Annotated in this window: 13 protein-coding genes; 2 read left to right on the top strand and 11 right to left on the bottom strand. The window is 73.7% G+C overall.

Annotation, left to right across the window (positions count from 1 at the left end):
* Positions 1 to 163: 163 nt before the first annotated feature.
* Positions 164 to 652 (bottom strand): MarR family winged helix-turn-helix transcriptional regulator, encoded by a 489-nt coding sequence (locus tag ACIQWX_RS20020; protein ID WP_400872798.1) that lies wholly within the window; start codon positions 650 to 652, stop codon positions 164 to 166.
* A 28-nt stretch (positions 653 to 680) separates the two neighbouring features.
* Between ACIQWX_RS20020 and ACIQWX_RS20015 the strand changes: the two genes are divergently transcribed.
* On the top strand, positions 681 to 2,126 hold the full coding sequence (locus tag ACIQWX_RS20015) for a phenylacetate--CoA ligase family protein (RefSeq protein WP_400872795.1): 1,446 nt from the start codon (positions 681 to 683) through the stop codon (positions 2,124 to 2,126).
* On the opposite strand, the gene ACIQWX_RS20010 is transcribed toward ACIQWX_RS20015, so the two are convergent.
* Positions 2,123 to 4,684: a hypothetical protein gene (locus tag ACIQWX_RS20010; protein WP_400872792.1), complete on the bottom strand. Its 2,562-nt coding sequence runs from the start codon at positions 4,682 to 4,684 to the stop codon at positions 2,123 to 2,125. The two genes, ACIQWX_RS20015 and ACIQWX_RS20010, sit on opposite strands and share 4 nt — an antisense overlap.
* 52 nt (positions 4,685 to 4,736) lie before the next feature.
* Positions 4,737 to 5,045: a DUF4326 domain-containing protein gene (locus ACIQWX_RS20005; RefSeq protein WP_400872789.1), complete on the bottom strand. Its 309-nt coding sequence runs from the start codon at positions 5,043 to 5,045 to the stop codon at positions 4,737 to 4,739.
* A 740-nt stretch (positions 5,046 to 5,785) separates the two neighbouring features.
* Between ACIQWX_RS20005 and ACIQWX_RS20000 the strand changes: the two genes are divergently transcribed.
* Positions 5,786 to 6,172 (top strand): STAS domain-containing protein, encoded by a 387-nt coding sequence (locus ACIQWX_RS20000; RefSeq protein WP_400872786.1) that lies wholly within the window; start codon positions 5,786 to 5,788, stop codon positions 6,170 to 6,172.
* A 4-nt stretch (positions 6,173 to 6,176) separates the two neighbouring features.
* On the opposite strand, the gene ACIQWX_RS19995 is transcribed toward ACIQWX_RS20000, so the two are convergent.
* The 8 genes from ACIQWX_RS19995 to ACIQWX_RS19960 form a co-directional block, all read right to left on the bottom strand.
* Positions 6,177 to 6,551, bottom strand: coding sequence for a response regulator transcription factor (locus tag ACIQWX_RS19995; RefSeq protein WP_372665439.1), 375 nt, complete (start codon positions 6,549 to 6,551; stop codon positions 6,177 to 6,179).
* Positions 6,548 to 7,984, bottom strand: coding sequence for a PAS domain S-box protein (locus tag ACIQWX_RS19990; RefSeq protein WP_400872784.1), 1,437 nt, complete (start codon positions 7,982 to 7,984; stop codon positions 6,548 to 6,550). Before ACIQWX_RS19990 ends, ACIQWX_RS19995 begins: the two co-directional genes overlap by 4 nt.
* A gap of 41 nt (positions 7,985 to 8,025) precedes the next feature.
* Positions 8,026 to 8,424: an ATP-binding protein gene (locus ACIQWX_RS19985; protein ID WP_400872782.1), complete on the bottom strand. Its 399-nt coding sequence runs from the start codon at positions 8,422 to 8,424 to the stop codon at positions 8,026 to 8,028.
* A 72-nt stretch (positions 8,425 to 8,496) separates the two neighbouring features.
* The gene (locus ACIQWX_RS19980) at positions 8,497 to 9,141 is read right to left on the bottom strand and encodes a response regulator transcription factor (RefSeq protein ID WP_400872780.1); all 645 of its coding nucleotides are present in this window, start codon (positions 9,139 to 9,141) and stop codon (positions 8,497 to 8,499) included.
* A 45-nt stretch (positions 9,142 to 9,186) separates the two neighbouring features.
* Positions 9,187 to 9,651, bottom strand: coding sequence for a DUF6292 family protein (locus ACIQWX_RS19975; RefSeq protein WP_400872777.1), 465 nt, complete (start codon positions 9,649 to 9,651; stop codon positions 9,187 to 9,189).
* A 65-nt stretch (positions 9,652 to 9,716) separates the two neighbouring features.
* The gene (locus tag ACIQWX_RS19970; protein ID WP_400872776.1) at positions 9,717 to 10,418 is read right to left on the bottom strand and encodes an RraA family protein; all 702 of its coding nucleotides are present in this window, start codon (positions 10,416 to 10,418) and stop codon (positions 9,717 to 9,719) included.
* Between the two features lie 10 nt (positions 10,419 to 10,428).
* Positions 10,429 to 10,752, bottom strand: coding sequence for a divalent-cation tolerance protein CutA (gene cutA, locus ACIQWX_RS19965; RefSeq protein ID WP_400872774.1), 324 nt, complete (start codon positions 10,750 to 10,752; stop codon positions 10,429 to 10,431).
* A gap of 106 nt (positions 10,753 to 10,858) precedes the next feature.
* Positions 10,859 to 12,424 (bottom strand): Hsp70 family protein, encoded by a 1,566-nt coding sequence (locus ACIQWX_RS19960; RefSeq protein WP_400872772.1) that lies wholly within the window; start codon positions 12,422 to 12,424, stop codon positions 10,859 to 10,861.

The raw sequence follows: 12,424 nt of genomic DNA, 5'->3' as shown, positions 1-12,424 counted from the left end.
GCGGAAAGCAGGTCTGGGACGTACCCCTCAACGGTCTTCCCCACACCCCGGCAACGCGCCACCTGGCGCTACCACTCGACCGGACTAGCACTTTTCGTCAGCAAGCCTGAGTAAATCCGCCACCTGGCCGAGACCGGTACACCAGCTGCGGGGCCAGTGAAAATCAGCTTTCCTGCGAGCGCCGTTGCGACGACAACGCACCCAGCGTGAGCACCCCGTGCTGGAGCCCCTCGCGGAACGTCGCGCGCTGGCCCGGGCTGAGGTCCGCCAGCAACGCGCCCTCCACCTCCGCGACCGCCGGGGCGCAGCCCGCCAGCAGCGCGCGGCCCGCGTCCGTCAGGCCGGCCAGCAGGACGCGGCGGTTGCCCGGCTTGGGCGTCCGCGCGATCAGGCCGCGCTTCTCCAGCGCCAGCACCATTTCGTGCATCGTCTGCGGGCGCAGGAACGAGCGTCGGGCCAGCTGCGCCGACGACAGCGCGCCGCTGGCCTCCAGCACCGTCAGGGCCGTGTACTGCAACGTCGTGAGCCCGACCGGGCGGAGCGCGTCGTCGAGCAGGGCCCTGATCGCCAGCTCGAGCCGTTTGACCAGGTAGAGGGTCAACGGCGAGCCGGCGGGCTGCTGCTCCGCGGACGTGCTCACGCCGCCCATCATGACACGTGCCCCCCGCTATGCTCCGATCATGGACCTCGGCCGGCAGACCCGCGTGCGGCAGGCGTTCGACACCTTCTTCGGCCCGCCCGGACCACCCTCGGAAACCCACGTCCTGGACCTCTTCCGCCGTACCGCGGAAACCGTGCCCGCGTACCGGAAGTTCCTCGGCGAACACGGCGTCACGCCGGGCGATGTCGAGACCATGGCGGACTTCCGAAAGCTGCCGCTGCTCGACAAGGACGGCTACCACCGGAAGTACCCGCTCCCCGAACTGTGCCGCGGCGGCACCTTCGACGGGCTCGACATGATCGCCGTCTCCTCCGGCTCCAGCGGCCGGCCGACGATCTGGCCGCGGGCCCTCGAAGACGAGCTGCACGTCGCCCGCCGGTTCGAAACCGTGCTGGTGGACGCCTTCGAAGCCGACCGGCGCCGCACCCTCGCCGTCGTCTGCTTCCCGCTCGGCACCTGGGTCGGCGGCCTCTTCACCACGGCGTGCGTGCGCCACCTCGCGGCCAAGGGCTGCCCGATCACCGTCGTGGCGCCGGGCAACAACAAGGCCGAGATCCTGCGCGTGCTCCCCGAACTCGCGCCGCACTTCGAGCAGGTCGTGCTGCTGGGCTACCCGCCGTTCGTCAAGGACGTCGTCGACACCGGTCTCGCCGAGGGCGTCGACTGGCCCGCATACGCGATCAAGCTCGTGCTGGCCGGCGAAGTCTTCAGCGAGCAGTGGCGCGAGCTGGTGGCCCGGCGGGCCGGGGTGGCCGATCCGGTGCGCGACATCGCATCGCTGTACGGCACGGCCGACGCCGGGGTGCTCGGCACCGAAACCCCGCTGTCGGCGGGCATCCGCCGCTTCTTCGCCGACCGCCCCGAACTGGCGCGCGAGGTCTTCGGGGACGCCCGGCTCCCGACGCTGGTGCAGTACGACCCGGCGAGCCGCTTCTTCGAGGTGCACGACGGCACGCTCGTCTTCACCGGCGACGGCGGCATCCCGCTGATCCGCTACCACATCGCCGACGACGGCGGGGTCCTGCCGCACGCCGAGCTGCTGGACCTCTGCGCCCGCCACGGTTTCACGCCGCCGCCCGGGCCGGAGCTGCCGTTCGTGTACGTGTTCGGCCGGTCGCTGTTCACCGTGTCGTTCTTCGGCGCGAACGTCTACCCGGAGAACGTGACGGTCGGGCTGGAGCAGCCGGGGATCAGCGACACGGTCACGGGCAAGTTCGTGATCGAGTCGGTCGAGGACGAAGACCGCGACCGCCGGCTGCGCGTCACGGTCGAGACGGCCCCGGGCGCGACGGCCGACGCGGACGCGATCGCCGACGCGGTCCGCGACCAGCTGCGGCGGCTCAACAGCGAGTACGCGCACTACGTCCCGGCCGGGCGGCAGCGGCCGGAGGTCGTGCTCCGCCCGGCGGGCGACCCCGAGTACTTCCCGGTCGGGGTGAAGCACCGCTACACGCGGCGGTCCTAGGGCCGGGCGAGCTTGCGGAACCGCTCGCGCCGCTCGGCGGCCGACGAGCCGTCGGCGATGTCGTCGTCGAACCACGCCGACAGTGCCGTCCACAGGTCGGCGCACGCCGCGAAACCGGTGACCGGCGACTGCTCGGTCAGCTCCGCGATGTCCGTCGCCAGCTGGTCGAGCCGCTGGTCGCACAGGCGGACGTACTCGCGGACGACGATGTCGGCGTCCAGGCCCGTCTTCCGGCCCCGGCCGGCCGCGCCGCGCAGCTGGGCGTGCAGCCGTTCTTCGCTGTACAACGGGAAACCCGCGATCGAGCCCGGGTAGCCCGAGTCGGCCGACCACGCGCGGAACGCGCAGATCGCCTGGTAGCGCGTGTACCAGTCCTGCTTGCCGGTCGCGAGCTCGGCCAGCTTGCGGAAGGCGTCGCGGTCGGCCGAGCGCCAGCGGTCGAGCGTCCGGTCGTCCGGCCCATTGTCGGCGGCCTTGGCGCGCCAGAAGTGCGCGCGGCACGCCGCGATCTCGCCGACGAGCCGCCGGACGTAGCTGACCTGCTCCCAGACGTGGGCGCGTTGCGGCCGCAGCGGCGCGGCGCGGTCCGGGGAGAACGTGACCATCTCGAAGACCCGGAACAGCTCGTGCCCGCGTAGCGCGACCAGGTCGGGGTCCTCCCCCATCACCCACGAGCGGCGCTCCGGCAGCCGGCCGCTGTGGCTGATCGTCGCCGCGTGGTAGAGCTCGCGGACCGCGCGGCGGGCCACTTCGTCGCGCGCTTCGCCGACCAGACGCGGGTTGCGCGCGCGGTCGCGCAGGTCGCGTTCGCCGCGCGGGCCGACTTCGAGCATCGCTACGGCGTACACGCTCGCCGCGTTGTAGCACTCTTCCCACGACTTGCGAGGTCCCGCGGCTTCGACGGTGTCGTCGAGGGCCCGGGGATCCGGCGGCCAGCGCCGGTCCGGGCAGACGTCGGCCAGCCGCACCCGGCTGGCCGGGTAGGCGGGCTGGGGCACGGGGACCGCGCCGGTCACCGGCTCGACGTCGGCCATCGCGCGGCGCACCACGGACCAGACCAGGGACAGGTCGAGCGCGCGGTTCGTCAGCTGGTGCCAGCTGCTGCGCCAGCGCCTGCCGAACCGGCGGTAGTCCGCGATGAGCCGTTCGATTTCGTACTGCGACAGCGCGCCGAGGTACGACCGCATCTCGGCGGCGCGCTGGTTGTACTCGGCCAGCCGCTCCGGGGTCGCCTCGTGGACGACGATCTCCTCGACCGGCGCCTTCAGCACGCGGCGGTGCAGTTCCAGGCGTTTCTCCGGCGGGATCGCGTACGGCCGCACCCGCACGTCGAGCTCGACGTAACGGCGGAAGCGCAGCTCCAGCGCCGTCCGCAGCTCGGCCCGGCGCAACGCCCGCGCGTCGCCCGGCGCGCCCGCGGTCGTGCGCCGCACCCACCACGAGCCGGCCACGGAGTCGCCGTGGCCGAGGACGAGCGCGTGCCGGTAGCGGGCGATCAGCAGCGCGACGGCGCGCCCGCGGCCCGCGTGCCGGGGCTGGCGCGCGAAGTCCGGGCCGATCCACCAGCGGGCGAGCGCCGGGTGGCCCCGGCTGCACACGGTGATCACGTCGTCGTACGTCGCGAGCGCGTCGAGGTGCAGGTCGAGCTGCTCCTGCAGGGCGGCGATCTCGAGTCTGATGTAGACGTTCGACGGGTCGAGGCTCACCGCGCGGTAGTACTCGGCGAGGGCTTCGTCGTAGCGGCGGTGGGTGATGAAGTGGTTGGCGCGCTGGTAGGCGTCGAACAGCTCGTACGGGATCTTCGCGCCCCGCCAGGCGGCCCAGTGGATGTTGCTGCGGACGTAGGCGCTGCGCGGGATGACGAGCGCGGCAACGGCGTTGGCCGCGCGGTGCAGCACGCGCGGCCAGTTCTCGTCCTCGATCACCAGCGGGCTGGCGGCGAACCGCGGGACGCGCACGAGTTCCAGGATGAGCTGGTAGCGGCCGGTGGTGTTGCCCGGCCGGACGGTGCCGGTGACGGTGAACGCGGCGGGCGGCTGGGCGAGCCGGACCAGCTTGGTCGCGGCCTTCCACCAGCCTTCCGCGGCGTCGCCGGCGTGCTCGACGATCTGGATGAAGTCGTAGGACCCGCCGACGCCCGGCACCGGCGTCGGTGTGTAGAGCCGCGAGTCGTTGAGGATCCGCTTGAACGCGGCGGTCAGCTCGACCGCGGAGTCGATCTCCCGGTCGTGGCTGCCTTCGGGGCGTTCGTCGGCGAAGAGCCGGATGTCGATCTGGTTGGCGCGAAAGGCGGCGGCTTCGAGGCGCGCCCGGCCGATGAAGTAGAGCGTCAGCACCGCGGCGATGACCACGACGGACGTCTGCAGGACGGTCCAGGTGATGACGCTCGCGACCTTCGGGTCCCGGACGAAGGTCCAGCCCTGGAAGAACGGCAGGTACGGCACGACGGCGAAGCCGGCCGCGACGAGCCCCGCCGTCACCGCCGCGACCCACCACCGGATCCGGTGAGCCGCCGGAAGATCCGCTTGGTCGAAGCCGCCGTACCGTCGCGCGGACACCAACGATCACCCCCTCTTGTCGCCAGGTTACTCGCGGAGGGGGTGTGAATCGTTACGGCCCGTGATCCGCGATCTCGGCGATCACCTGGGCGTGGCAGAGTTCGGGGACGCACCAGCAGCCGAGGCGCTTCCCGCGCAGGTCCGGCAGGAGCGCGAGCAGGTCCGGCCGGGCCAGCAGGTGCTCGCGGTACTGGGCGAGGACCTGCTCGCGGGTGCCGTCCGGGCCCGGCCGGAACGGGCTGGCGAGCTCCGACCCGGCGAGGTGCCAGCCGCCCCGGTGCATCGGCCGCCCGACGTAGACGACGTCGGCGTACTCCGGGTCGTCGCGGTGGCCCTTGAGGTTGACGACGGTGGTGGGCATGCGCGCTCCTTCCTCGCCCGCCAGCGTGGCGGTCGTGGCCGGGGAGCGCCAGCCGGGTCCCGGCGAGAGGTCTTGAATGAGTCATTCAGGACGTGGGAGGTCCTGAATGACTCATTCAAGACGTTTGGGCGAGGCGCGTTGCGGGCGCGAGCGGACCCCGGGCCGGGCACGCCGCCGGTCTGGCCCGCCGCGGGGCGCCGGTGCCGATCCCGCTTGGCGCCGCCGGCGCAGTCCCGTCTAGTACACCGGTGCCGGGCACGCCTGTGGCGCCGGCGCCGGGCCGCCTGGCGCCGCCAACGCGAGTCTCGCCCGGCACGCCGGCGCGAGTCCTACCCGGCACGCCGGAGCCGGTCCCGCCCGGCACGCCAGCACGAATCCCGCTCCGGCACGCCGGCGCGAGTCCTCCCCGGCACACCGGTGCCGGTCCCGCCCAGCACCAGCGCGAGTCCCGCCCGGCACGCCGGCGCGAGTCCCACCCAGCACGCCAGCGCCGCTCCCGCCTAGGGCGCCGGCGCCGGTCCCCCGGCGCGCCCGCTCGAGGCCCGCTTGTCCCCCGTTGCGGTCGGCAACGTGCGCCCCGATGGTCCACCTAGTGCATGTGCACTACTATGAAGGCTCACGGTTGAGCCGTCAGCCGCTGCCGGACGTTCCGCGCCCGGGCCGGCAGGCTGCCTCGACCGGCACCCTTTCGGCCCCTGCGTCCGGCTCGCCCCCGCTGCCCGACGAAAGGGTGTGCCGCGATGGTTCCTGAACCTCGCTCGGCCGACCACGAGCTCACCCCCGGCCGGATCGACGCCGGCCGCATGACCCTGCGCGTCTCGTGCCCCACCGCGCGCACCGTGCTCGTCCGCGTGAGCGGCGAGGTCGACCTGAGCACCGCGCGCCGGCTCGACGAGCTCCTGCGGTCGCGCATCCGCGGCGACGTCGAGGAGGTCGTCGTCGAACTCTCCGGCGTCACGTTCATCTCCGTCGCCGGGCTGAACTCGCTGCTGCGCGCCCAGCTCCTCGCCGACGCCGCCGGTGCGCGCCTCACGGTGGACCCCGGCGGCTCGCGCGCGGTGCGGCGGCTGTTCACCGCGCTGCCGATGGACTTCTACGGGGTGATGAGCCCGCGGCCGGTCGGCTGACCGGTCACGACGCCCGTCCGAGCCGCCGGACGGCCTCGACGATCTTCGCGTTCGGCACGCCCTTCACCAGGTACTCCGTGACGCCGGCCGCGGCCAGCCCCGCCATCGAGGCCCGGTCGGCGTAGGCGGAAAAGGCGAGGATGGCGGTGTCCGGGCTGCACCGGGCGATCTCGCGCGCCGCCCTGGCCCCGCCGCCGCCCGGCATCCGGACGTCGAGGACCGCGACGGCGGGCCGGTGGTGCTCGGCGAGCCGGATCGCCTCGTCGGCGTCTTCGGCGACCGCGACCACGGCGATGTCGGCCTCGGAGTCGAGGACCTCCTTGAGGACGGCCCGGATCATCTCGTCGTCGTCGGAGATCAGCACCCGCACTTCGGTCATGGTTCCAAACCCGGCACGTCGGGCAGCATCGGCAGCCAGAACTCGACGGTGGTCCCCCGGCCGGGGTTGCTCGTCACCGAAAGCCAGCCGTGCGCCGCTTCGGCCCGTTCGTACATCTCAACCATCCCGAAGTGACCCGCGGCGGCGTCGTCCGCGGCCATGCCGACGCCGTCGTCGGTGATCCGCACGAGCGTCCCGTTGTCCACTGTGGACATCCACAGGTCGACGCGGGTGGCGCGGGCGTGCTTGTGGACGTTGCTGAGGGCTTCCTGGCAGATCCGGTACACCGTGATCGCGGCTTCCGGCGACGGCTCGGCGGTGAGGTCGTCCCGCACCGAGTGCGCCAGGCCCCAGCGGCCCGCGACGTCGTCGAGGTACCCGGACACGGCCTCCACCAGGCCGTGGGTGTCCAGCTCCGGCGGCCGCAGCCGGGACACCAGGCCGCGCAGCCTGCCGATGGCGGCCTGCACGGACTCGTCCAGGCCCGTGACGGCGCTCGCGTGCGGCTCCGGCAGCCGGGAGGCGAGCAGCTGCAGGCGCATGCCGACGGCGACCATGGACTGGATCGACTCGTCGTGGACGTCCCAGGCGATCCGGCGCCGTTCGACCTCCTGGGCGTCGACGAGGTGGCCGACGAGCCGGCGGCGTTCGCGCAGGGCCTGCTCGGCGTTGCGGCGCTCGGTCATGTCACGCGTGACCTTCCCGAAGCCCTGCAGCCGGTGGTGGTCGTCGAACAACGCCGTGATCACCACGTTCGCCCAGAACCGGGTGCCGTCCTTGCGGACCCGCCACCCCTCGTCCTCCAGCCGGCCCTCCTGGGTCGCGACCTCCAGCTCCCACGCGGGCTTGCCGGCCGCGACGTCCTCCGGCGGGTAGAACGCCGAGAAGTGCTGCCCGATGATCTCCTCCGCCGTCCAGCCCTTGATCCGCTCGGCCCCGGTGTTCCAGCTCGAGATGTGCCCGCCCCGGTCGAGCATGAAGATCCCGTAGTCCTGCACGTTCTGCACCAGGAGCCGGAACCGCTCCTCGCTCTCGCGCAAGGCCTGCTCGGCCGCGCGACGTTCCGTCATGTCGCGGGTGACCTTCCCGAACCCCTCCAGCCGGTGCCGGTCGTCGAACAACGCCGTGATCACCACGTTCGCCCAGAACCGGGTGCCGTCCTTGCGGACCCGCCACCCCTCGTCCTCCAGCCGGCCGTCCCGGGCCGCGGCTTCCAGCTCCCCCGCCGGCTTGCCCGCCGCCACGTCCTCCGGCGGGTAGAACACCGAGAAGTGCTGCCCGATGATCTCGCCCGCGGTCCAGCCCTTGATCCGCTCCGCACCCGCGTTCCAGCTCGCGATCCGGCCCTGGGGGTCGAGCAAGAGGATCGCGTAGTCCTGGACGCTGCGCACCAGCAGCCGCACCAGGTCGTCGCCGCGCCCGTCGTCGTCCATGGGGCAACTCTGCCGGATGACCGCCCGCCCGGCACGGCGCGTCAGCCGGCGAGCTCGGCCGACCGCGTGGACAGCGCACACCAGACCACCTTTCCCAGGCCGTGGCGTGCGGTTCCCCAAGCCAGTGAAAGCCGCTCGACGAGCGCCAGGCCCCAGCCGCCGTCGGCGCCGGGGGCGCGCCGCACGGGCGGCGCCGGGTCGTCGTCGAACACCTCGATGCGCACGTGCCCGGCCCCGACGCTCAGCCTCAGGACCGGCCGGCCGGTACCGTGCTGCAGGGCGTTGGTCGCGAGCTCGGTGAGCAGCAGCAGCGCGTCGTCCACGACGGAGTCGCAGGCCCAGGCCGTCAGCGTGAGCCGCGCGAACCGGCGCACGACGGCCAGGCCGCCCACCGGATCGGTCAGGGCGCACTCCGCGGTCAGCGGCGCCGGGGTCTCCACGGCGTCCAGCGTGCCGGGCGGCACCGGGGCGCACGAGATGCAAACCCCGGCCACGTCACTGGTGCAGGTGCATCAGCCGATCAAGCCCTCCCGGCGGGCCACGGCGACCGCTTCGAGCTTCGACCGCGCGCCGAGCTTCTCCAGCACGCGCTGGACGTGGTTGCGCGTGGTGTTGCGGGAGATGCCGAGCCGCGCGCCGATCTCCTCGGTCGTGGCGCCTTCCGCGAGCAGGTCGAGGGTTTCGCGCTCCCGCGCGGTCAGCTCCGCGCCGCGGGCGGGCGTCCGGCCGGTGAGCCGGTCGAAGATGTCGGGCAGCAGCTCGGGGTCGAAGACCACGCCGCCGGCAGCGACGTCGCGCACCGCCGACTCCAGCACGCCCAGCTGCGACGACTTCAGCAGGAGCCCCGCGCCGCCCGCCTTCGCCACCTGCACGGCGACCAACGGCGTCGCGTCCCCGGTCAGCACCAGCACGCGCGCGCCGGTCTCGCCCAGCTCCCCGACGACGCCGAGCGCGTCACCGTCGGCGAGGCGCCGGTCGAGCAGGACGACGTCCGGCTCGTGCTCACGCGTGTCGGCGACAGCTTCGGTCCGGGAGCGGGCGCGGCCGACGACGGTGATCCCGTCGGCGCGGTCGAGGGCCTGCTGCAGCGCTTCGGCCACCATGTCGTGGTCCTCCACCAGGAGGACGCGGACGGGACGGGGTTCGGCGCTGGTCACGGGGTTCCCTCGGTGGACGGATCGCTGCCGGGCCCATCCTAGGCGTCACCAAGCCGGCGAGCTCGGCCGCAACAGACCTTCCGGGCCGGTGACCGGCAGCCAGTCGACGAGGTCCTCGTGCCGCCCGGCCGCCCGGAACACCGGTGGCCGGAAGGAGCCGGCGGGCGGGCCGGCGAGCCGCAGCACGTCGAGGAACCGCGCGACCGCGCGCGGCGACGGCAGCACCTCGGTCCCGCCGAGGTAGGCGAGCACCTTCGGCGCGCCGCCGCGCGCGTGCTCGACGACCGCCGACCAGCCGTGCACCTCGTCCCAGATCAGCGCCAGGTCGTGCCCCGGCAGGTCCGGGAGGGCGCGGTCGAGCGCGACGTAGCCGGAGGTCGGCACGTCGAGGTCGAGCGAACACGACTCGAACCCGACGCCGACGGCGCGGGCGACCCGGCCGAGGTAGGCCCGCAGGCCGCGGGCGAAGTGGTACTCGATGTCCCTGCCGAAGTCGATGAGGGTGTTCATGATCCCGCCTCCCACGCCGCCGCAGCGCCGGAATACCCCCTTCGGGCGAAGATCACACTTCCGGGTTACTCCTCGATCGCACCGCCGACGGCCCGCAGGTGCGCGCGGAAGGTCAGGGCCGGATCCGCGTCGCGCGCGGCGAGGAAGTCGGCGAAGCGGACCTGCTGCCGCAGGGGCTCGCCGCCCCGGATCCGGTCGGCCTGGCGGCGTTCGGTGTCGCGGATGCCCTCGGCGAGGGTGAAGAGCTCGCTCGCGCGGTCCAGCGGGAGGAAGACGACACCGTCGTCGTCGCCGGCGACCAGGTCCCGCGGCCCGATGCGCCAGGTCCCGACGATCGCTTCGTCGAGGCCGCCGTCGATGCGCGGGCCGAGGCTGAGCGGGCCGGTGGGGATCGACCCGAGGCTGAACACGGGCAGCCCGATCGCGCGGACGTCGGCGGTGTCGCGGTGCAGGCCCCAGATGACGACGCCGGCGAGCCCGGCCGCGCGCGCCTCGTGGACGACGAGGTCGCCGACGCAGCTTTCGTCGAGGCGGCCGCCGTTGTCGACGACCAGGACGCCGCCCGGGGTGGCCTGCTCGAAGGCTTCCAGGAAGACGTCGACGCTGCCGACGTGCCGGGCCGGGACCGCGGGCCCGACCATGCGGGCGCCGGGCACGACCGCGCGCGTGCCCGCCGGGGCGCAGCGCACGGGGAGGCCGGCGCGGACGCAGGCGTCGGCGAGGTGGGCGGTGGTGAGGGTGTCGAAACGCTGGCGAAGGTCTTCCATGCCCCCGAATCTAGCCAGCGGTTTCGGTGCCGAGCCAGGACAAATACGCGGCGCTGCCCCCGACGATCGGCGTCGCGATGATCTCGGGCAGGTCGTAGCTGTGCAGCTGGCCGATGCGTTCGGTCAGGGCGGGTACCCGACCGGCGGTCGTTTTGATCTCGACGCGCCATTCTTGGTCGGTTCGGATGTCGCCGTCCCAGCGGTAGACGCTGGTCACGGGGCCGACGACCTGCGCGCAGGCGCCCAGCCGTTCTTCGATCACCTTCGCGGCCAGGTCGCGGGCCGCGGTTTCCGAGTCGGTCGTGGAGGTCACGACCACGTGCTCTGCCACCATGCGCGCGAGGCTACCGAGCCGAGTCAGGTGGCCGGGCCGGCCCCCGAACCGCGTTCGCCGCCAACCCACGCCCCCGCGAGCGAACCCGCCGCGCCATCCGCACCGCTCAAGTCGTGGGCCTCGCGGTCGTCGTGGTCGTCGGGGTCGTGGTCGTCGTCGGTGTTGTCGTGCGTGTCGGGGTCGTCGTCCTCGGCGGGGTCTTCCGCCGCGTCGTCGCCGGGTTCGTGCGCGGGGCCGCCGCCGTTGCGTGCGTTGTCTCCGGGGCCTCCGGGGACGGCAACGTCACCAGCGTCGGTGTCTCGGAAGCCGGACTCGAGGCCGGTGGCGTGCTTCCCGATCCGCTTCCGCCCGAACTGCTCACCGCCACCGCCACGCCGCCGATCGCCACCACCGCCACCGCGCACAGTCCCACCACCACGCCCCGGCGCGACGCGCGGCGGCCCGGGCTCGCCTCGGACTTGGCCCGGCCCAGCGACGGCGGCGGTGCACCCGCGCCGAACCCCGGTGTCGCCAGCTCCTTCGTCTCCTCCCGCGGCGCCGGCACGCGCGGCACCGCGGGCACCGGCACCGCGGGCACCACCGGCTGCGCACGCGTCGCCTGGACCAGGCCCGACCGGCCGGTCGCCAAGGCCGCCGCCCCCAAAGCCACCCCGTACTTCGGGTGGATGTCCACCGCCGTCGGGCGGCCCAGCTCCGCCGACACCAGCTGGGACACCAGCGGGATCCGGGACGAGCCGCCGACCAGCAGGACCGCCCCCAGGTCGGCCGGGCGGAGGTTCGCCGAGCGCAGCGCCCGGTGCAGCGACCCGATCGTCGCCGTGATCGACGGGCGGATCATCTCCTCGAACTCGCCGCGGGTCAGCCGGACCTCCGTCTGCACCGACGGCAGCAGCACCGGCACCGCCGCCTCCGTGTCGGCCGACAACGCCTCCTTCGCCAGCACGCACTCCTGCCGCAACCGCACCACCGCCGCCACCGCGCCCGGGTCGTCCGGGTCGATCCGCGACAGCGTCCCGTCCAGCGCCCGGTCGACGTGCCCGAACACGGCCTCGTCGAAGTCGACGCCGCCGAGCCCCTCGATGCCCTCCGGCGAACCGAGGATCTCGAACCCGCTGCCGCGCTTGCGGAGCACCGTCGCGTCGAACGTGCCGCCGCCCAGGTCGTACACCGCGACGACCGCGCCGTCGTCCAGCCGCTCCTGCGCCGCGTAGTGCGCCGCCGCCGCTTCGGGCTCGGTGATCAGGCCGACCCGGTCGATCCCGGTCAGCCGCGGCACCTGCTCGAACAGCTCCCGCTTGTACGGCCCCCAGTTCGCCGGGTGCGTCAGCGTGATCCGGTCGGGCCGGCCGCCCTGCTGCCCGGCGACCGTCCGCACCACGTACCCGAGCAGGTGCGCCATCAGCGACGCCACCGAGTGCGGGGCGCCGCCGAGCAGCACCGGCGTCGGGTCGCCGAGGCGCCGCTTGAACTCCCGCGCGACGCGGTCCGGCTCGACCGCCGCGCGCCGGCTCGCCGCGTCGCCGACCAGCACGCCGCCGTCGGCCCGCAGCAGCACCACCGACGGGATGGCCGCCGTGCGGTCGCCGAGCGACACCATTTCGACGTGGCCGGCGGTGTCGACGGCGGCGGCCGTGAAGGTCGTGCCGAGGTCGATGCCCAGTCCGTAGCCCAT

It is taken from the genome of Amycolatopsis sp. NPDC098790, assembly GCF_044759945.1.
Classification (GTDB): domain Bacteria; phylum Actinomycetota; class Actinomycetes; order Mycobacteriales; family Pseudonocardiaceae; genus Amycolatopsis.
This window is presented reverse-complemented; position numbering and strand designations above follow the sequence as displayed.